The 20,044-nt window shown below is 66.7% G+C and carries 18 protein-coding genes and 1 pseudogene; 5 read left to right on the top strand and 14 right to left on the bottom strand.

Annotated elements, in window-relative coordinates; genetic code table 11:
- The 3 genes and pseudogenes from AB0M88_RS24450 to AB0M88_RS24440 form a co-directional block, all read right to left on the bottom strand.
- Window positions 1-289: IS3 family transposase (locus AB0M88_RS24450; protein ID WP_364105912.1), on the bottom strand; the 289-nt coding region annotated here is incomplete at its 3' end.
- Window positions 286-603 carry a transposase gene (locus tag AB0M88_RS24445; protein WP_364105910.1) on the bottom strand — a complete coding sequence of 106 codons (318 nt, stop codon included), beginning with the start codon at window positions 601-603 and terminating at the stop codon, window positions 286-288. The genes AB0M88_RS24445 and AB0M88_RS24450, both read right to left, overlap by 4 nt.
- Before the next feature lie 51 nt (window positions 604-654).
- Window positions 655-807, bottom strand: a pseudogene (locus AB0M88_RS24440) (IS1380 family transposase); the annotation flags it as partial.
- Between the two features lie 1,002 nt (window positions 808-1,809).
- Between AB0M88_RS24440 and AB0M88_RS24435 the strand changes: the two are divergent.
- Both AB0M88_RS24435 and AB0M88_RS24430 read left to right on the top strand, forming a co-directional pair.
- Window positions 1,810-2,175, top strand: coding sequence for a hypothetical protein (locus tag AB0M88_RS24435; protein WP_364105908.1), 366 nt, complete (start codon window positions 1,810-1,812; stop codon window positions 2,173-2,175).
- On the top strand, window positions 2,100-2,528 hold the full coding sequence (locus AB0M88_RS24430; RefSeq protein ID WP_364105906.1) for a hypothetical protein: 429 nt from the start codon (window positions 2,100-2,102) through the stop codon (window positions 2,526-2,528). The genes AB0M88_RS24435 and AB0M88_RS24430 overlap by 76 nt, the downstream gene beginning before the upstream one ends.
- A 170-nt stretch (window positions 2,529-2,698) precedes the next feature.
- On the opposite strand, the gene AB0M88_RS24425 is transcribed toward AB0M88_RS24430, so the two are convergent.
- From AB0M88_RS24425 to AB0M88_RS24390, 8 genes are all read right to left on the bottom strand, one after another.
- Window positions 2,699-3,184: a very short patch repair endonuclease gene (locus tag AB0M88_RS24425; RefSeq protein WP_364105904.1), complete on the bottom strand. Its 486-nt coding sequence runs from the start codon at window positions 3,182-3,184 to the stop codon at window positions 2,699-2,701.
- Window positions 3,181-3,969, bottom strand: a complete 789-nt coding sequence (locus tag AB0M88_RS24420) for a DUF6339 family protein (RefSeq protein WP_364105902.1) — start codon at window positions 3,967-3,969, stop codon at window positions 3,181-3,183. Before AB0M88_RS24420 ends, AB0M88_RS24425 begins: the two co-directional genes overlap by 4 nt.
- A complete protein-coding gene (locus AB0M88_RS24415) occupies window positions 3,966-4,877 on the bottom strand; it encodes a hypothetical protein (protein WP_364105900.1) in 912 nt (303 codons plus the stop codon). The genes AB0M88_RS24420 and AB0M88_RS24415 overlap by 4 nt, the downstream gene beginning before the upstream one ends.
- Window positions 4,874-6,715: a hypothetical protein gene (locus tag AB0M88_RS24410; protein WP_364105898.1), complete on the bottom strand. Its 1,842-nt coding sequence runs from the start codon at window positions 6,713-6,715 to the stop codon at window positions 4,874-4,876. Before AB0M88_RS24410 ends, AB0M88_RS24415 begins: the two co-directional genes overlap by 4 nt.
- Entirely contained in the window at window positions 6,712-7,716 is a 1,005-nt protein-coding gene (locus AB0M88_RS24405; RefSeq protein ID WP_364105896.1) for a PD-(D/E)XK motif protein, read from the bottom strand. Before AB0M88_RS24405 ends, AB0M88_RS24410 begins: the two co-directional genes overlap by 4 nt.
- Complete coding sequence (locus tag AB0M88_RS24400; protein ID WP_364105894.1) at window positions 7,713-10,289, bottom strand: Z1 domain-containing protein; 2,577 nt, start codon at window positions 10,287-10,289, stop codon at window positions 7,713-7,715. The genes AB0M88_RS24405 and AB0M88_RS24400 overlap by 4 nt, the downstream gene beginning before the upstream one ends.
- A 41-nt stretch (window positions 10,290-10,330) precedes the next feature.
- Window positions 10,331-11,419, bottom strand: coding sequence for a DNA cytosine methyltransferase (locus AB0M88_RS24395; RefSeq protein WP_364105892.1), 1,089 nt, complete (start codon window positions 11,417-11,419; stop codon window positions 10,331-10,333).
- A 496-nt stretch (window positions 11,420-11,915) separates the two neighbouring features.
- Entirely contained in the window at window positions 11,916-13,871 is a 1,956-nt protein-coding gene (locus AB0M88_RS24390; RefSeq protein ID WP_364105890.1) for a hypothetical protein, read from the bottom strand.
- Between the two features lie 226 nt (window positions 13,872-14,097).
- Here AB0M88_RS24390 and AB0M88_RS24385 point away from each other — a divergent pair, with 226 nt between their 5' ends.
- On the top strand, window positions 14,098-14,391 hold the full coding sequence (locus tag AB0M88_RS24385) for a hypothetical protein (RefSeq protein WP_364105888.1): 294 nt from the start codon (window positions 14,098-14,100) through the stop codon (window positions 14,389-14,391).
- Between the two features lie 191 nt (window positions 14,392-14,582).
- Here AB0M88_RS24385 and AB0M88_RS24380 read toward each other — a convergent pair whose 3' ends face one another.
- Complete coding sequence (locus tag AB0M88_RS24380; RefSeq protein WP_364105887.1) at window positions 14,583-14,789, bottom strand: GntR family transcriptional regulator; 207 nt, start codon at window positions 14,787-14,789, stop codon at window positions 14,583-14,585.
- A 284-nt stretch (window positions 14,790-15,073) separates the two neighbouring features.
- Window positions 15,074-16,291 (bottom strand): helix-turn-helix domain-containing protein, encoded by a 1,218-nt coding sequence (locus AB0M88_RS24375; RefSeq protein ID WP_364105885.1) that lies wholly within the window; start codon window positions 16,289-16,291, stop codon window positions 15,074-15,076.
- A 430-nt stretch (window positions 16,292-16,721) separates the two neighbouring features.
- Here AB0M88_RS24375 and AB0M88_RS24370 point away from each other — a divergent pair, with 430 nt between their 5' ends.
- Together AB0M88_RS24370 and AB0M88_RS24365 are read left to right on the top strand one after the other, a co-directional pair.
- Entirely contained in the window at window positions 16,722-17,009 is a 288-nt protein-coding gene (locus AB0M88_RS24370) for a hypothetical protein (RefSeq protein ID WP_364105883.1), read from the top strand.
- Window positions 17,010-17,148: 139 nt separating this feature from the next.
- On the top strand, window positions 17,149-18,375 hold the full coding sequence (locus AB0M88_RS24365; protein WP_364105881.1) for a glycosyltransferase family 4 protein: 1,227 nt from the start codon (window positions 17,149-17,151) through the stop codon (window positions 18,373-18,375).
- 123 nt (window positions 18,376-18,498) lie between these two features.
- On the opposite strand, the gene AB0M88_RS24360 is transcribed toward AB0M88_RS24365, so the two are convergent.
- Window positions 18,499-19,914 carry a plasmid pRiA4b ORF-3 family protein gene (locus tag AB0M88_RS24360; protein WP_364105880.1) on the bottom strand — a complete coding sequence of 472 codons (1,416 nt, stop codon included), beginning with the start codon at window positions 19,912-19,914 and terminating at the stop codon, window positions 18,499-18,501.
- Window positions 19,915-20,044: the final 130 nt, after the last annotated feature.

Genomic DNA, 20,044 nt, shown 5'->3' with positions numbered 1-20,044 from the left:
GCCCGGCCGCTTGCATCAGCCGTTCGACGGTGCACCGGGCCACCGGCACGCCTTGGCGGTGCAGCTCGTGCCAGATCTTGCGGGCTCCGTAGACGCTGTAGTTGTCTTCGTGGATCTGCTCGATCGTGACGGTCAGCTCGGCGTCACGCACTGTCCTGGCCGAGGCGGGGCGGGTTTTCGCGGCGTAGTAGGTCGACGGTGCGATCTGCGCCGGCGTGCTTTCGAGCGCCTGCAGGACCGGCTGGACACCGTGTTCGGCCTTCACCGAGTCGACGAAGGCGACCTTCATCGCGACGGACGGTCCAGCTCCGCCGCGAAGAAAGAAGCTGCGGACTTCAGGATCTGGTTCGCCCGCCGCAGCTCACGGTTCTCGCGTTCGAGCGCGGCGAGGCGTTCCGCGTCGCTGCTGGTGGTGCCCGGCCGGTCCCCGGCATCGATCTCGGCCTTCTTCACCCAGCCGCGCAACGCCTCGGGATGAATCCCGAGTTGATCGGCGATCCGCCGGATCGCCCCGACCGCGGACGCCGGGTCCCGGCGGGCCTCGACCGCCAACCGGGTCGCCCGCTCACGCAACTCATCGGGGTACTTCTTCGGTGCCGGCATAGCTAAATCTTCTCCCAGGCTTCGATGTCTCCATCAAACCCGGGGCGAAACACTCTTGGTCGGCAGGTGGGACAAGACCATGCCGTGATTGAGGTCGCGGATGACCAGTTGGACCTTGGCGTGGCGGCGGTACTCGGCTTCCAGTTCGAGTAAGTCGCCATCGCGGTCGGTGATGAACGGGTGGTATTCGTAGACCGGGAACAGCGTTTGCTGGCCCGGGATCGGGCCACGCCCGGTGTTGGCGCCAGGGCCTCGATGCACGGGCCGGAGGCGCACACGTCGGGGCTGGCCGCCTCGGCCTTCGCCGGTCTGCCCGCTCCGGTGCGCCGCACGATCAAGCGCTCGGGCCATCCGGTGTCCATCGACGATCTCCATCAAATAGACCGTTATGCGGAGAAACTGCGTCAGGCGGAGAAGGGCGCGGTCTCGATGGCCGTCATCACCGCGAGTGGATACACGTTGTCGGGCACGGCGCGGAAGGGCAGGCAGGAACGTGACGACATCGAGCTGCTTACCTGGGTGGAGATCCATGCCCGGGCCAAGTCCTTCTACGAGCATTATCGAGCAGTCCTGGAAGGTGACGTGGACGACTCGAGCTTCGGGAGAAAGGCTAGCGAGATCGCCCGAACTCGCAAGGTGCTGGTGCTGGCGCCTACAGAGGACCCGACGTCAGAGACGCAGGTCTGGGAAACCAAGATCGGGACTACCCGGTCGACGAGGGTGACACTTGATGTTCCCATCCTCCTCCCAGGTCCTGATCAGCTAGCCACGGCCCGGCCGATAGTTGGCAGGGGGTCTCCCCTTAGACCGCGCTGCCAGATTCCCGCGATGGTGCGGCAACGGGCTCATGGGCAAGATCTGCTGAGCGTCGGGGCGGCAGACTGGCCGGGAGGATGGAGAACACCTCGACGGCCTGCGCGGACCCAAGACCACCGCCGCTGGCCGGCGGCCGAGCAGGACCCACCGATAACGCCGCAGGTCACAAAGCGGCACCCAGCGAGAAAACGTCTCGGCGGTGACACCTGCGCGTCGCACTCACGCGATACCCATTGTCCGATAGGCCGGACAGCAAGAATGGCCTGAACCGCTAGTCCACATCTCAGGACCCCGTAGAATAGGTGCGCCTGAACGACTCGAACCCCTAGCCGTCTGATCCGTAGCTCGGAGTGATTGACTGCTCTGAGGGCCTTCCGGGAGGAGACACGGTTGATCCCCCGTGCGGAGATCGAGCTTGATCCGGCTTTGCCGCGGGATGCCCCGTTCTGGATGCCGGCAGAGGACGAGATCGGTGATGAGGGCATCGGGTTCTTCCGAGGTGTATGGGCGATCTACGACGAGCCACTGTCAGAAGCCGCCCGAGTGGTAGCCGACGAGCGGGCCGCTGCGGCGGCGGTGAACGCCGTATCAACTGATGTCGCGACGTTCGAGTATTTCGCCCGAGTGATCGAGGCGCACAACCCGGATTTCCCGTCCGAGGATCCCGACGATGAACGGACATGGCTGCGCTTGCCGAACATGGCGACGTCGCCTCGGTCAGCCTGTGCGGCCTTGAACTTGGGGTCGCCGGGCTGACGTACGCGTTGGCGGCGACCGGATGCGTACCGGCCGCCAGTTGCCGCAGCCATGCCGAGCACTCCTGGGCGGAGCGGCCGGTTGTCGTGGCGGCCATCGACCGGGCGCACGCGGGATGGTTACAGCCGCTGGTCCAACGCAGTTCCTGCGGATTCGACCTCGATCACAATCGGCCGGAGTTCCTGACCATCCATGCGCAGTCGATCACCGAGATGATGGACTTGGCCGCGGTGATTCTGGCCGAGGCTGAACACGATCCGCCCCCACCGCTCTGCTGGGGGCCGTCCTCGGAGGATGAACAACGCGTGGAGGACCGCATCGAAGTCGACGGGCAGCAGGCACTGTTCGACTAAACACAAGTCGACTAAACACAAGCCAACGGCGCGCGGTGCCCCGTCATGCGGCTGCCGTCGGTGGGCACGGACTCCGTGGAATCCTCCGGGGATCGCGGTGGTGATGTTTTAGTGAGACTGCGTGGAGCGCTGACCTTCGGCGTAGAGGGCCTATGGGATCCCCGGCGTCTTTACTCAGTCTTGACGGTTTGCGGTTGATCGGAATGCGTGCGGCTGCGCTTTGGCCGCGCGGGGCGCCCGGTCAGCAGGCTCTGGATTTTCACGGCTGCCGCGCTGGAGTCGTCATGCTCCCAGATTCGCACTACGGTCCAGCCGTGTTCGGCGAGGAGTCGGTCCGTTTCGGCGTCTCGTTCGCGGTTTCGACGGACCTTGTCGGCCCAGAACGTCGCGTTGGTCTTCGCGACACTGTGGTGCTGCGGGCAGCCGTGCCAGAAGCATCCGTCGAGGAACACGGCTACGCGCGCTTTGGTGAAGACGAGGTCGGCGGTGCGGCGCAGGCTCGCTACCGGTCGAATACCGACCCGGTAGCGCATGCCGAGGGCGTGGACCGCGCTTCGGAGGGCGAGTTCCGGTCTGGTGTCGCGGGACTTGTTGGCCTGCATGCTGGCCCGATTGCCGGGGCTCGACGCCCAGGAGGAGCTTGACCCGTTGCTCATTGCTGTTTCGTCCTGGACGTCTGTTCGAGCGCTTTGACGGACTCCCGCACCAGGTCATCGACCCTGGCCTGAAGGCGTTCGTCGTCCAGCGTGAGGAAGAGGGTGAAGGGCAGCAGACGCCGGACGCGTTTGGTGACGTCGCGGATGACGCGACGCCGTGCGATGTGCGGCGGTGCGAGGTCGGGTTCGGTGACGGCACGGACGATTGCGCGGGCGAGCGCGGGGCGCCCGCCGATAGTGCGCCGTTCGAAGATCTGGTTGAGGTCGGATTCGCTGAGCCGCTGCAACAGGGCGATGTCCGTGCTGCCGTCGGCCGTCACGACGCCGAGGGTGTACGCCTGCCACCAGAGCCGGCCGAGGGCGTGGCGGGTGATGTCGGAGCAGATCCATCGCTGCTCACTGGTGGGACTCTGCCATCGCCAGGCGACGACGTCGGGCACGAGTTGGACGGCGAGGAACGTCCACAGGTCCTTCGCGGCGGCTTCTGCGGGACGGAGGCACATGTTGTCGATCATCGCGGCCGCCAACGCGCGGTCTGCGGCGATGCGCGAGGCTTCGGTTCCAGGGTGGGGATAGCCGTGATGGGTCACCGAGTCTCTCAGCTTGTCGGCGAGTCGGGTGAGGTGCTCGACGCTGGCGGGCTCGCCGCCGGTCGCTGCGTAGTACATGTCGGGATGCCGTGGTCCAGCACCGCGCCGTAAGGCGTCGAGGGTCTTGCCGGTCTGTTCCGTCAACCCGGCCCGTGCAGCCAAGGGTGTCAGTCTGGGATAGAGCAGAAGGGTCATAGCGCACCGTCGGCCGTGGCACGGCGAAGTGCGCCCTGGAGTCGAGCGGCGAAGTCTCCGGGGCGCTCGACGCGTTGTGCGGCGAGTGTCTGGTGGGGTTCTCCGGGGAACAGGGTTTCCAGCACGATCGCGAGGCTGGCGCCGAAGCTTTCGGGTTCGACAGTGCAGGAGGGGAGAGCCTCGAGCCAGTCCGGTCGCAAAAGAACCAGGTCGACGAGCTGTCGCGTCACATCGTGGCGCATGTCGTCGATGAGTCGTTGTTGCGCCGCGGTGGGAGTGGCCACACGGACCGCGGCGTTGACGAGTTCTCTATCGTCGGCGTTCAGGTAGAGCCGTAGGCCGCCCAGGGCGGCGGTGTACGGGTCGGCCGGAGTCTGCAGGTACCAGCGGGCGTGCGGGTCGACGCCCGCTGCAGTGAAGTCGCAGACGCTGACGGGGAACATCGCGTCGTCGCCGTCGAGGTTAATGGTGACGACCTCGTCGAGCAGTACCTCGCCGGCGCGGGCGGCGACGAAGGGTCGCGGGTCGGTCGTGTCCGCCGCAACGACGACGGCGGTGCGTAGTGTCAGCGAGCCGCCCAGGTCGGTGCCTGTGATACGACCCTGCAGGGTGTGAGCCGCCGAGGAGAGGATCTCGACGTAGTCGAGGATGCCGGAGAGCAACGAGTTGGATGCGGTCCACTCGCACACGCACACCAGTGCGGCATCTTCGGGCAGGCCGGACTGCCGGCGCAGGGCGACGGTGTCTATGCGGACTTCTCTACTCAGGTGCAGGTCGGTCTGGTAGTCCCAGGCGAAGACCGTGGGGGGAAGCGCTGTCGGTGCACCGTCGGGGTCGAGTGACTGCCAAGCGCCCATGGTCAGGCACTCGGCCTTCGGCCGCAGGTAGGGATAGACGGATGCTGTCACGCGCCGGCTCCGTCTCCGACGCGGTCGACGCGGACCGAGACTTGCGTTGCGGCGTCAGCCACGGGCCTGACGAGAATCGTCCACCGCCGGGGATCCGACGGACGGAGGCGGACGCGCTCTCCGGGGATACGGACGTCGTCGGATCGCATTTCGATGATCTGTGGGCTGGCGGCGCCGGTCGGCGGTTCCGCTTCGTTGCCGACGTCGAGGGATACGACGGCTTCGGCCGTCAGCCACAGCGTTTCGTCGCTGTCGGTGACCTCGACTGTGGTGACGATGAGCGGTTCGCCGTCGACGATGGTCAACAGAGGCGGCTGGGTGTAAGCGGCCGCGGGTCGACGGCCGCGACCTGCCCCGCGTCCACCGGAAGGGTTCGCTCCCGGCCGTCCGCCGTCGGGCTGAGATACCGCGGTAGGGGCGACGAGGTGGCCTAGGCGCTGCGCGAGGTGCCCGAGCGGGGGCTGCGTGGCGATCGTGCTGGTTCCTTGGGATGCGACGGCGGCGATGTCGGCGAGCCGTGCGCGGATGCCTCGGACGGCCGTCTCGACGGTGCGGTGGTCGAGTTCGGCCAGTCCGTGGGTCACCCATGCGTCGTGGGTGGGTGGTTCGGCGGAGGCGAACGACTCGTCGGCGTCACGGCTGCTGCGGAACACGGCGCCGTACTGCTGGTCGTCAGCGGGCAGTGCGGGACCTTCGAGGTAGGTGACGACGAGACCGGCCTGCCTCATGAGCGCGCAGTGCCGGGCCGGGCCGGTGAAGGGTGCTGCAGCGTCACGCCAGTCGCGTCTGCTCGTAGACACACTGGTCACGGCGAAGAAGGAGCCTGTGGTGAGCTGTGTCGGCTGACGCCGCACGATGTCTTTGGCGTCGCCGGCGTCGATGGCCCGCAGTGCGGCGACAAAGGGCCATAGCCGGGGCACCGCGACGGGGTCGGGAATCTCCACGGTTCTGTTGTCGGTGACGACACGGCACGTCATGGCCGGGTGACCGCCGTCGGTGGCGGACAACAGCGGCCAAAGGTTCCACAGCATCGCCGAGGCGATGTAGTCGGCTGCGGTGTCGACGTCGCGAGGTTGTTCGTCGTCTGCCTCGTCAAGTCGCCGGCCGAGGTCGGCACCGAGGATGACGACGTCGGTGCCGAGGACCTCCGGTCCTTCGAAGGGAGGGAAGCCCAGGTCATGGGCTGCCTGGTCAGCTTCGTCGTCGAGAAGGGGGTCGATGACGCCGTCGCTGCCTGGGGTCCCCCACCAGTGACGTCCGGTGAACGGCACGCCCGCGGTCTGGAAGCTGTGGCCCAGCGCGACGCCGATGAGACGGCTCTGGACTTTGCCCTGCCATAGGCAGCGGGAGCGGACGACGACGACGCCCACCGAGCTGGTGGTGAACAGGATGCCCTTGCCGAATCCGTAGGTTCCCCCGCCGAACTCCTTGTCGCGGGGTTCACCGATGTTCCGGACGAGGTTGACGAAGTCCGGATCGTCGCCGACCTCGTCCGCGCGCAACGGGCCGCCCAGCCCGGTCGTGTTGCGGTCGGAGACGGTCAACATGACCGACGACTCGTCGGCCAGACACGCGGCCAGACCCACGGAGCCGTCGCCGTCGGGTTCGGGTAGAAGTAGGTCACTCCAGCGCCGTCGGGCGTCGGAGCCGAGACGCCGCAGGGAGACGCTGAAGTCGACCGGCTGCTCTCCGCTACGTGCGTCGGCGCTGTTCTGGGCAGCCTCACGCACCAGGACGGCGAGCGGATCGAGACGCGGCGTGCCGAGTTGCCTGCGGATACCTTCGGAGGCCGCCGACCCCTCGGGCGGGAACCGCTGTGACCACCAGCGTGTCGTCACTGCACCGATCCCGTACAGATCAGCTGTCCGGCGCCGCGATCGGTCACCGCGTACGGCGTCAGGCCAGCGAGGTCGAGCTCGTACTCGACGCCGACCACCTCGTCCGGGACGACGGTTTTGAACGAGTCGACGTCCAAACGGGGGAAATCGCCTCCCACGGTCCAGGCGTATAGGTTCGACTGGACGTATCTGCGGCCGCGGTAACGATCGGCGTCCGTCTCGGCGTACCCGGCCTTCGCGAGTTGCCGGCGCAGACCCACCCTGTCGCCGATGGAGGTCTGCAGCGCCTCGACGACGTCCGGCAGCGAACGGCCGTCCGCCGTCGCCTCGAGTCGTACCAGGGTCAGGACGAGGTCGTGGTCGCGGCTCGGGTGCAGCTGGTCGAGACCGTGGATCGTCACGGTGGAGCCGCGTACGCCGACGGTCTTGACCTCGACCCTTCTGCGCCGGCCCAGGGTGAAATCGTGCGCTGCTCTGTCGGGGCCGGTCCAGACCCGTTCGACGGCGCCTACGAGGCCTGCGTCGGCGAGTAGTTCCAGGACGATGAGCTCCCCGATCAGCCCTCGCAGCTCACGCTCGCCGAGGACGCCAGCGCTGGGGCGCAGCAGCTCCCGCCACTGCTGGAGTACCCGTTCGACGACCTCGCCCACCCCGGCTGGCGTTTCGTCAACGCCTTGCAGGAGCGCCACGACCATCTCGTCGAAGACGTCGAAGAGGTCGGGACGGTGACAGACGACGTCGACGAAGCGGCGGCGGTGACCGTCGACTACCAGCGGACGGGTGTCGACGCGCACATGTGCCGACCTGCCGTCCTCGACGACGGCGTGGTCGTCGTCGACCGGCAGGAGCAAGTGGTGATCGCCGCGGCCGTCGAGGCCGAGCGCAGCCGGGCCTGAGTAGGTGGACACCGGCAGGTCGAGGGTCGCCACCGCACCCTCGGCCCGCCGTGCGGCCGCGAGAAGCCAGCCGGTACGCACAGTCGACGGCAGGCCGTCCGTCACGAGTCGTCCTCGGACAGTGCGGCGCGCTCCTCCTCCATGTCGGCGGCGTCGATGGCCTGGTCTCGCAGGTCGACCTGGATATAGCTGACGTTCGGGACCCAGTCGTCGGCGGTGCCGGGGAAGACCAGTGCCATGCCGAGCACGTGAGCGGCGGCCTGCAGCGGCGCACGGGTGAGTTCGTTGCCCGGGTCCGGCGGGGAGTCCTTGGCGATCGGGTATAGCAGCAACAGCCCTTGTCGACGATGACCCGGATCCCGATCGCGGCTGTCGATCAGGTCGGCCTCTGGCATGCGCCGGGCGGCTGCCGGTGCGATGTCGAGGTCGATGACCCGGTGCTCCTTGCTCATCAGGGTCTTGATGTCGGCCTTCGCGCCGCCGCTTTCCTTGAGCTTCGATCGGTTGACCGTTCCGACGGTGAACCCGTCGGCGAAGGTGATCCTGTGATCCTCGTCTACCTTCTCCGACGGAGACCCGACCACTGCGACGCTCCAGGTCAGTAGCGATGAGTCGCTCTGCTTGTTCTCCTTGCGGATGTACTTGGTGATCAGGTCGGTTCTGAGGTCCGCTGAGTCCTCATGGACTTGATACCCGGCCAGGAACGCGACGATGTGCGCGACGTCGACCTCGCGTAGCAGCAGGGTGCCTTCGGTTCTTTCCGGCAGGACGCCGTCGGTGACAGCCGCCTCGACGAGGGATCGTCCCGCGACCAGGTTCTTCTCAAGCCAGGATGCATCGTCCTCAGGAAAGTACCTGGTCTGGACACGGCGCCCTCCGTAAGAGGCGTAGGCGATCCGATGGGCACCCATCTTCGCCGTCACGTTGAGGACCGGGTGGGTGCGGATCCGCACGCCGACGTCGCGGGGGCTGAGGTCCTGCTCTTCGTAGCGTTCGATGTCCAGTCGAATCTCGTGTTCCACGGCGGCCAGGTGCCGGAACCACGATCGCAGCCGCTCAGTCATCCAGATTCGGGGGAGGTCCTCGTAACCGGGGCGGAAGCCGAACCAACGGCCCATTTGAAGCAGCGTGTCGTAGGTCGACGCGGATCGCACGAAGAAGCTCGTGACCAGCCCTTCGAGCGTCAGGCCTCGGGAGAGGGTGTTCCCGCCGACGGCGATCGCCGTTACGGGGGCGCCCGTGTAGTCCAACCGGTCCTTGCTGCGGCAGTTGTCGAGCAGGACCGTGGTGTCCTGCACGACCTGTCGCAGTAACGGGTTCAACACCTCGAAGTCGACCGGCGGGTGGCCGCCCAACGACACGCGGCCGGCTTCGTCTCGCCACTGCGCCCGCAGAGACTCGAGCACCGCTGGATCCTGTGCGGCAAGCCCGTCCAGTACACGTCTCTTGAAGGCTTCGAGCACCGGACGGAACGCCTCGTGGACCGCGGTCGTCATGCTCGTGTGCACCAGCATGGTGGAATGGCCCGCATCGCCGCGGGAACGACGAACCGCGGTGGCCAGCCAGAAGTACTGAACGGCTTCGCGGAGCGAGTCGGTCAGATCAGGGCTGAACCCGGCGGTCGCGGCCCTACTGGCCGGCCGCAACGACGGCACCTCGTCATCGTCGATGATGCGGACCATGTCGTTGCCGTCGAGGTCCGCCCCCCGCGCCTCTCCTTCAACGGCGTCACGTCCGAAGATCGTCTCCGCTCCGAAGTAGCCGTCCGGCTTCGGCAGGCTGACGATGAACGACTCCGGGTAGAGGTCGTCGACGTTCGGATCGATGAGCACGTTAGCGAACGGCGTCGCCGTATAGCCCAGATAGGTGGCCCGGGGGAACAAAGCGAGGAGCTCGCGGATCTTGGGGTTGATCTGCTTTGTATCGACGCTGGCCTGGTCGGCCTCGTCGTCGATGATCAGGGCAGGGATGTTGGCCAGCATCGGACGGGCCGTTTTCAACCACAGGATCAGCTTCGCGAGGACGGTATGCCACTTCTTGACCACGAATACGGCCACCTTCTGACCTTCGGGCTGCAGCAGTGACACCGCGCTCTGGGTCGGTCGCCGGAAATCGCGCTCGACGTCGGTCATTTCGATCCAGCCGCCCGCGTTCAGGTCGAACAGCTGCTCCTTGAGTCGCTGCTGAGTCTGCATCCGCAGCCCGTTGTGGATGCCGGAGAGGATGATCACGACCCGGTAGGTGACATCGGCGGCCTTGCCGACCACGGCGGTGAAGTTGGTGGTCTTCCCGCTCTGGACGTGGCCGACCACGAGGCCTTTGGTCTGGAACTTCAACTCGGCGGGGTCGTCGGCGAAGCCGATGATCTTCGATGAGATCTCGTCGAGTACGTCGACCCGGTCTTCCGGCCACTGCTTCTCGTCGAGCAGAAACCTCTTGAACGGCGGCCAGAAGACGTCGTTCGGCTGTGGGCCGGCGTACCAGCCGGCGCCGCGTTTGCCTGGTGCGGCGAGGATCTTCGGCGGATACCCGTTCTTGACCTTGGCGGTTCTCCGGTCGAATTCGGCGACCACTTCGTCCACCACATCAGGATGGAGCTTGCGGAAGGTCTCGACGGCGACGTCACGGCTGCGCCGATACGTCACGTCCAGGAACATCTCGAAGAGTGCCTCGTCCACAATCGGTAACCTTATCCGAGCGCTGCGACGATACGTGACGGTCAGGCGCGGTCGTCGAGTGCCTCGGCGATATGCCTACCCAGCGCCTCGGCGAGCTCGACGGGCACGGCGTTGCCGATCTGCCGAGCGATCTGGTCTTTCGTTCCGCACCACTTGAAGTCCGGCCTGAAACCCTGCAGTCGCGCCGCCTCGAGGTGGGTGATGGCGCGGTCCTCGGTGGGATGAAGGTAGCGGCCCTTTTCAGGCTTGTGGAACTCGGTGCGGATGGTCACCGAAGGCCGGTCCCACCACAGCCTCCCCATGACGTCGCCAGATCCAGACGTGTGCTTGATCCAGCACGGCGCCTTCAGGCGGTCCGGCAGATCGAAGCGGTTGCCACCGGAGGGGATCCACCCGAAGCGCTCCAGTGAACGATCCTCGTAGAAGCGCGTGACGTGCAGGTCTCGGCCCTTGAAAGGCCCGGGAAGAGTGGTTTCGAAGTGCCGGACTGTCCTCTTCGGCAGGTCCCAGCGGTCTTCGGGCACGTGTCTGCGTACGTGGCGAAGGGCCTGGCGGACGGTCTTCCTGTTCTCGGCGGCTACCGACCCAGTCGGGATTTCGATCGGCTTGAGAAGGTCGCGGCGTGTACCGATGACGATTGCACGACGCCTGATCTGAGCTGAGCCGAAGTCGGCCGCGACGAGAACGTCCTTCTCCAGGACGTAATCGGCCAGCGATCCTCCCTCTTCGGTCAGGGCCTCTAGGTCGGCGAACTGCCGGCTCTGCAGAAATCGAGGCACGTTCTCGATCAGAAACGCCTTCGGGCGGATCAGAGCCAGCACCCGCACGTACTCGCGCCACAGTTCGTTACGCGGATCGTCCTCAAGTTTGGCGCCCAAGTTCGAGAAGCCCTGGCATGGCGGCCCGCCGACGACGACGTCCGCCTCGGGCACAGCCTCCCCGTCCCTCAACCAGTCCACAATACTGCCTTGATAGATGTGGTCCTCACCGAAGTTCTCGGCGTACGTCGATGCGGCGTCAACCTCGAGCTCGACAGCGGCGACGTTCACATAGCGTTCAGTGAGGCGGAAACCCTCAGTAATGCCGCCGCACCCGGCGAAAAGATCAACAACACGGTACGGGCTAGGCATGAGTAAACGATAGCCGGCTCCCTGCGCCCACGTACAGAGACCCGCCAGCTGAACCTACAGAATAACCCCGAAGACCCGGTCGGGCCGAGGCGATGGCGCTCTGTAGACCTCTTGCCGAGGCAGTTGCCCGGACGTCCTCAGATGTGACGACGACTCGTCTACGCACAGGCTCAACACGACGTCAGCGCTGGCCGGTCGACAGCCGACGCCCTGGAGACGATCGGTCGGCGGTACTGAGAGTGTCGGACCTCGCCAGCTCTGTCACTCTAAGTGATGTTTCGGGTCCGCAGCCGCAGGCCACCTCTTCTCTGAGACCGCCGCGCTCTCCGCCCAAGGCTGGGCGACCAGCCGTTCCACGCCACGCCGTTAGCACCACCAGCGGGCGATGCGTGAGTTCGAACCTACGGAGGATGGCGCCTGGAACTACCGCTGCGGTCGGCAGCAAAGCTCCCCGCCGCCCGGCCGGCTGCGGGGAGCTTTGATGTACGAGCGCCGACTAGGAGGCGTTGGCGCGGCTGCCGAAGAGTCCACCACCCTGGGTCAGGAGCCTCTGCTCGACGTTGACGAGCCCCAGCAAGGCCGCAGAGAGCGCAGCTCGGCCGACGAGTTCCTTGACGTCTTCGGGACCGAGTCGGTCAACCGTGCCGTCTGCCTCCCGGCCGACGACGGAGCCGTTAAGGCGCTGCGCGTGCACCACATGGGCGACGGCCTCCTGCCCGTAGACGCTCCTCACCAGTTTGGAGACTTCCTTAGGGTCCGCTTTCGGCCAGACTGAGTCGGACCAATAGGTCATCTCCTGAACGAAGACGGGGTGTCGAACGTTGAGGTAGACCGCGCCCTGATAGACGTTGCCGTCGCCGTCGGTCCCGTTGTCCTTCGGGTTATAGTCCGCGAGGTACTTCTGGTGCTCCTTGGCGAACTCCTTCCAGATGAAGGTGGGGTAACCGCCGCGCAGCTGCGCCTCCTTCGCACTGACCGGACCGCCGGGGGACTCCGTGACGAGATCCTGACTGCCGGCGGTGCCGCCGACACCCCCGCTGCTCGAGGCCTTAGCCGGCACCCTGGCTAAACGCGTGGCCGGCGCCCCGGCCTTGCCGCCCGCAGGGAAGCCAACAATCTTGCCCAGCGCCGAGGACACGAGTCTGGAGGCCTTGAACCGGGGGTTGAGCCGATCGAGGATGCGCGACAGGTTCTTTGCCATGTGCGGGTCGGTGCTAATCGTCGTCTTCGCCCGAGCCTGGTCACGGGCGTCGGCCAACCCCTTTGGGAAGCTGTTGTAGAAGCTGTCGCCCCAGGCCTCCCAGGGCAGCTCGGAGCCGCCCTTCGCGATGAGCATGTTGCGCGAGGCCTGCGTCAGCACGCCCCACTTGGTGGGCCGTTGGTCGCTGTACACAGGCGGTCGTACTACGAGCCAGGTGCGGCCTCGGATCTCATCAGTCACGCCGAATTGCCGGTATCGATGGACGCTCGAGTCGGCGTGGTATGCCTCGCCCTGGTAGTTGACCACGACCACCGGCTTCTGGCCGATGTAGTCCGGACTACCCCCGACCGGCTGGTGGGGCTCGGGCACGTAGAACCACTGAACCTCGGTACCGTGATCGTCGACCTTGATCGCAGGGCCTGTTATCGCCTCCTTTGGAACGAAGTATCGGGTGCCGTAAACCTTGCGTTGGTGGACCACAAGGACGTCGTCATCCGGCAGCTTGACCGTGATGTCTTTTGATGAGCGGCGATTCTGTGTGCGCTCCCTGAGCCTTTCCAGTACGACCACTGTCGTGTCCAGGGCCTTGCCGTCGCGCACCGGCACGTCGAGTAGCCGGCTGTTGAGGTACCGAAGGAGACCCTTGGCGGTCTCCGCTCGTGTCGGATCAGGGTCGCCCTCGGCTGTGTCAGCACGAGGCCCGTCACCGAGCAACACCATGATCGTCCCGGTCTTGACCCAATCCGGTCGGACTCGAGACCAGTCGCAGCCATGCTCGGCATCCTCGCCGGGGGCGATAACGTCGGCGCGGCCGATATCACCATACTCGTCCTCGATGTCCCACTCGCGGAGGCGATAGTTGCCCTCGGCGTCACGTTCGATCCAGAGCATCGAGCCTTCGGGGGTGTTCGCTGTATAGCTGATGACGACGACGCCGTAAGGGTTCCAGGGAAGCACCGACGACTTGAAGCCCTGGCCGAAGTTACTGTCGACCCCAATGGGCTTGCCGCCGCCGCCGAAGGTGGTGAGGAAGTCCCTCATGTCGTCAGGCTCCATGCCGGCACCGTCGTCGACGATAACCCGTCGGAGAACTCCGAGGCGCTCCGCCGCTTGCCGCTCGACGTCGAAGACGATGCGGGTAGCACCGCTTTCGTCGGAGTTACGCCAGCCCTCACGAGCCCACTGGTAGGGGCCCCCCGCGTCATAGGCCTGCCGGATCAGATGCGCCGTGGCATCAGTGGGTACGTGCACATATCTGGGCATGCGTCGCCAATCACTCGGCCTAGAGGCTCGACCCCTAGACAACATGCGCAAGGTGACCTTGCGCGCCTTTGAGAATAGGCCAGCTGGTGGCGACCAACCACCCGTCCCTGATCACCAAGGCGCCACAGGGTCGGCCTCGCTTCAGTCGGCAGTTCTCCCCGGAGGGCTTGCGGACCCGCTTGCGTGACATGCCGACGTCCGGTTTGCTGAGCAGATGGCGGACAACTCCATCGCCGGAACGGCCGAGGATGTGCTGAGCCTCTGCCGGGCGCTCCGGGACGCGACCGGCCTGCTCGGGATGACCAGCTCGGAGGAAGCTGACCTCCTCGGACGTGTTGCACTCGCCGAACAGGCCGCCACCACAACGGTCGACCAGACCGGAGTAGAGATCCAGTTACGGGCATTGCGCTACTTGCTCGTCGAAGTTGCAGACGGGCCCATCTCCGCCTTCATGGCGGATTACGCCGCTCGGATCATCGGTGACGGCATCGGGCGCCTCTTCTCGTAGCTCGCCGCGCGCCGCCCTTCGTCCGACGCGACCGGGCAGCTCGGCCGTTCCCGCGCACGTGGCGGCCAACACGGTAGGCAGCACTTCACCGGTGGATCGCGTCAGCCGGTGGATGCCGATGGCGAGTTGCCGCGCGCTCCCTAGCCGCCTGCTGCGTCGCGTTCAGGTTTGTCCCAATCGAGTTACTGGGCTTAAGCATGTTCGTCGGTGATCGCGGCGACGTAGGTGCCACGGCCGACGACCGTCACCACCACGCCGCGTTCGCGCAGGAGTTGGATGGCTTTGCGGGCGGTTCCTGGGGCGACGGCGTATTCCTGGACGAGTTGGTTCTCCGAGGGGATCGGCCGGTTCGGTAGAAGGTCGCCTGCCTTGATCCGTGGTAACGCGTGTCCAAACATCACTCACCGCGCGAGCCTGTGTCAATGCTCCGCGAAATCCACTCTTCCGCGAGCGGCGACAGCCTGGTGATTCCAACTGCGGCGGCCACACCATAAGCGGCATTCTGGCATTCTGGCATTCTGGCATTCTGGCATTCTGGCATTCTGGCATTCTGGCATTCTGGCATTCTGGCGTTCTTGCGGTGGTGCGCGGAACTTCGCTGGCAGCGAGGAGGTCAGGGCCGCCGGTCGCAGAGCTTGATCAACGCTGAGTTTTCGGCGTTGGGCGGCGCGAAGGAGTGAAGTCAGCCGAGCAGTCCGACTTTGAAGGCCAGGTCGGTGGCCTGGCGGCGCAGCGCGGGTGGTCCGGCGAGGACGTCGGCGGTCATCTGGCGGGCGTAGTGATTGAACCGGATGGTTTCCGGGGCGCTTTCGTGGGCCCGATTGAGCAAGATCAGCGTGGCGCCGTATTCGTGTTTGAGGTGGTGGCCGCGGGCTACCTCGATCAGGTGGCGCGCGCGGCGTGGGCGAGACGGGATGGCGGCGGCTTGGGCCTCGGTTGCCATTCGGACGGCGTCGCTGCCCTTGCGTAGCTCGACCTCGAGAGTCACCGCGTGGGCGAGCATTACCGGCTTGGAGAAGCTGGTGACGCGTTGGTAGAAGGTGTCGTCGAGTGTGCGGACGACCCGGTCGGCCTCGTCCCATGATCGCCAGGCGGGTCCTGTGCGACCGGCCCGTGCGGCGGTGAACGCCGCCGCGGCGTGCAGGGCACCGTACATGCCGAGCAGGTCCGGGCGGGCGTCGCTCAGGTGCGGACCCAGCGCGGTGAGGACGTCGCGGTTGACCGCGTCGGCGGTGTCCCAGTCGCCGGCGTCGCGGTGCGCCTCGATCGCGAACCAACTGGCCTCGGCCAAGGCGATCGGGTCGCCGGACTCCTGCGCGGCCAGCATCGACCGGTCGACGACGCGCCACAGCAGGTCGGCGGCGGGCTGGTAGGCCAGGAACATCTGGGCCAAGCCGAGGACGTCGGCAAGCATTGCCTGGGCGCGGAGGCGAGCCTGGCCATGGTAGGCGCGGGTGGCCAGTTGGGCGTCGCGGATCAGGTCGGGCAGCAGTCCGCCGATGACGGTGCGATGGTCAGGGGAGGCGTGTCGGGCCCTCCAAGCCATGTCGAGGCGGGACGCGATGTGCTCGAGCGGTTGCGGCGGCTGGTCGGTCGGGCTGGGCCACCGGTTGAGCGCATCACGAACCGCGGACAGGGCGGGATGCGTTGTTCCGGGGGTCAGGGTGACCTGCTCGTCCTTGTCGATCAGCGTTGTCACCGGCACCTTCAACGCCCGAGCGAGTTGCCCGAGAGTGGTAAGCCGGGGCGGCAGTATGCGGCCGCTCTCGACGCTCTTGACCCAGTCGGGCGACTTGCCGACCAGCCCGGCAAGAATTGCGCGGGTCATCCCGGCTCGGGTCCGCAGCAATTTGATCCGCTGTCCGGTCGGCAGCGTCAGAAGATCGTCGTGGCCATGCATTGGACGGGTACCTCCTGCGCGAGGCGTCACTGATCACCGTACGCGACGATCTGCGATGGGTGGGTGGTGCAGAGGTCCACGCTGGACTTGAAATGCCGCCCATTGGCTGTCGCCCAGGGCCGCCGAGTCTGTTGCCGGGACACCAAGGTCTTCAAGCCGGGGTACGCCAGGGGTTGAAACGGAGGGGGAGGATTTCTCCCTCTTCGTGTCCAGGCAGCCACTTACGGTGTCACTCAGGCACCCGGCCGTGGGTGCTCACGGCGGGCCGGTTCTCCCCGGTGTTGAAGCCGCTGTCAACAAACCCGGACTTCGTCCAGCGCGACGGTGCCTGGGACCAGACCGGCGGCGGCTTGGGGTTCCCCCGTCCCCGGCCGCCGTCCACTGAGAGGCTTGAATGCACCCGAACGAGGTACCTCGGATCACCCCGGGTATGACGCTCGCAGTCGAGCAGAAGGATTACCTCTACGGCACTGGCCTGGCGTTGTTGATCGTGCAGAGCGTCGCCGTCGACCAGAAGCTGCTTGCCTCCATGGAATGGGTACGCCTCGACTGCCTGCGGCTCAGCGACGACGGCGCGACCATCGGACCGTTCTCTCCGCTGGTCCGCACTAAGGCACTGGCCGCCGCGGTCCGCCCGACCGAGTGGCTACCTCCTTGCGGGCAGCAACCGGGCCTTGGCGGCGACGACCCGATGCCGGAGGACCGAAGGCCGCAGTAGCGAAACGCAGCGCAACGGCCCGCCCGCGGCCAAGGCCTGTCGACCGCTCTGCGCACTTGCTCGATTGCAGCACCTGAGAGAGGAGAACGACGGCGGTGGAACTACACGGAAAGGTCAGCGAACAGTCGCGGAGGACGCCGTGCGCATCTTGATGCTCAGCACCAACTACCACCCGGTCATCGGCGGCGCCGAGAGCTACTGCCGTGATCTCGCGGCCGGTCTGGCCGGCCGCGGTCACCAGGTCACGGTTTTCACCGACGGCAGCTCGGCGGCTGAGGACTCGACCGTCTGTGAAGAGGGCGGAGTGACGGTGGTGCGGGAACGGTCGTACTTGGCGCACCTGTCGGGCCCGGATGTGTCGACCTGGGAACAGATGGCCTTCGGGCTGCTGCCGGCCGTGTCGCGTTCGATCGACCTGGCTGGCGTGGACGTCATTCACGCCAACAGCCAGGACACCGCCTTGTTGGGCACTGTCCTGAAGCTGCAGCACGACATCCCGCTGGTTGTGACCTCGCACGAAGTACAGCGTGAGCGCGGCCCGGCTGGCGCCGGCCGTTGTCGGCTGGTGTTCGAGCACCTGCCCGTCGACGCTCACATCGCGGTCAGCGCCTACTACGAGAACGTGGCCCGCAACTTCGGCGCAGTGAATCTGCGGCGCATCGACCTCGGCGTCGATCTCTCCCGGTTTACCCCGGCCGCCCCTGGCCCCGCCCGCCGCCGGTTAGGGATCGGCCCGGACGAGATTGTGCTCACCTGCATTGCTCGGTTCAAGCAGCGCAAGGGGCTGTTGGAGCTGATCGAGGCCACCCGCCTGGTTGCCGACGCCGTACCGCAGTTGCGGGTCCTGCTGGTGGGCACGACGAGCTCCGGCTCGCAGGCCTACGCTGCTTCGATGCGTCGCCGAATCGGCGAGCTGGATCTGACCGACCGGGTGCAGCTCATCGAGGACTGCGGCCATGACCAGATCGCCGGACTGCTGCACGCGTCGGACGTATATGTGCAGCCCAGTCATGTGGAAGGGCTGGGCATGGCGGCGCTGGAGGCGATGGCCTGCGGAGTTCCAGTCGTGGCCAGCGACACCGACGGGCTGCGCGAGGCCGTCCAGCCCGGGATCTCCGGCTTGCTGGCGCCGGTCGGTGAGCCGGCCGCGCTCGCGGACGTCATCCGGAGGCTGCTGGGTGACCGGCACCTGCGGGAGCGGCTGATAGCCGGTGGGCTCGCGCGCGTCCAGGCGCTTACCGTGGAGCGGATGGTCGTCCGGACGGAGGCGCTCTACCAATCGTTGATCACGAGATCAGTGGGGCGGCCTATTGTCGAGGAGACGGTGACCGGCTTGGTGCTGGCTGGAGAGGGGCGCGCGGCATGACCGACGCGATGGAGCGGGGCCGGTTCTCCAAGCCAAGACGCAACGGCGATGTGGTCGAGCGTGTCCTCGGGCCCGGGCGGCCCAACGTGCACGCCTTCCTCGAGTACCTGCACGCCCGCGGCTTCAAGCTGGCACCCCGAGGTCATAGACGTACGTCAGAGTGGCTCCGACGCTCGGCGCTACCTTTCCGAGCCGGGCCCGGAACTCGTCCGCGGTCTCGTCCAGACCGAAGAACGGATCGGCGTAGCGGCGCCCGTCCGCCGTGAACACGTGCAGATGATCGTCGTCCCAGTCGAAGGCGATCTGGACGACCCGGTGCAGCTCGTCCAACGTCGCGGTGGCCGGCACGCGAACACGCCGCCAGACCGGCGGCCGCACCCTGGTAAGCGTGATCTTCAACTGGTAGGTCGGGATCGGCGGCCCGCCGGACGCGATCAGTTCGGCCAAACTCTCGCGTAGGGCCGCCTCGTCAGGGTGTCCGGTGCCGCCCAGCTGATCCAGGCCGCCGCGTTCGTGAAGGACGAGGAACGCCTCGTACGGGCCGTCGACCGCCAGCGCAGCGGCCGCGTACTCGACGCCGAGCCACCGTAGGTCGGCCGCATCAGGTTCCGGCACCTCCTCGTCGCCGTCATGCTCAAGGTCGGCGAGCACCAGCCGGGCGTGGGGACCCAGTGTCGGTACCTCTGCGGCTTGCTGCCATGCGGGCAGCGCGGGCTCGCCGAGGCCGGCCACGACGTCGACAGCGGCGATTCGCTGTGCCGGCGGGGCAGCGGCGGCTGCGTTGAGCAGTTCCGCTGCTGCACGGCCGGCTCCGCGCTCGGCCAGCCACGGCCCAGCCTGCCGCCGTATCTCGTCTCCGGGCAGCGCGGCCAGCCGGTCGAGCATCGCGGCGGCAGGCGCATCGAGCGCAACGGGCGGCGGCCACTCCTCGATCAAGCGCTGCAGCATCCACCGACCTAACTCGGTTGGATGGCCGTCGTCGCCAACCGCACCGATTTCCCCGAGCAGTTCGAGTCCGGCGTCTTCCGGCATGACACTCTGCCGGAATGCCGAGTAAGCCGCGCTCGTGTCCCCGATATCAGAGTGGTAGAGCAGATCATGAGCGGCCTTGGGGATGTCAGCGACTCCGAGTGAAGGCTGGGTGGTCAACACGGTGAGAATGCTCCGCAGCAACACTGGGGCGCCGCGGTCCCGATCGTCATGCGATTCGACTCGCAGCACCGCCCGGACTCCGGTCCACCAGCGCTGAACGACATCGTCTTCGGGGCCGGCGGTAGCGACCGCCCGATTGGCCGCCACGCCCAGCCACCCGATGGCCTCCGCCGCGACCCAAGGCCGGTGGATCGCTTCGACGTCCGCGGCCGTCCGAACCCGAACCGGGACAGCCACATCGAGAGCGGCGCCGACAGCAGCGATGTCAACCGGTCGCAAGACGCCTTTCGTCGTCACCGGCTTCCCCGCGCCGACCCACGCCGCCAGTTGCCGGGCCCGGGTGATCAGCAGACACTCATCGGCCAAACGGCACAGTTCGGACGTCACGGCGCGAGCATACGGAGCGGCGACAAGCGCTGCTCTGCGGCCCGCGCGGTCCGTTGCGGCAAGTGCGGGACCTGCCGCGGAAAGCGCGTGGAGCTCGTCCTGCCAGGACGCGCTCGCAGCGGATCTGATC

This window comes from Actinoplanes sp. NPDC051411, assembly GCF_040682075.1.
In the GTDB taxonomy this organism is placed as follows: domain Bacteria; phylum Actinomycetota; class Actinomycetes; order Mycobacteriales; family Micromonosporaceae; genus Actinoplanes.
The sequence above is the reverse complement of the archived record's forward strand: the minus strand, read 5'-3'. Positions and strand labels throughout refer to the sequence as shown.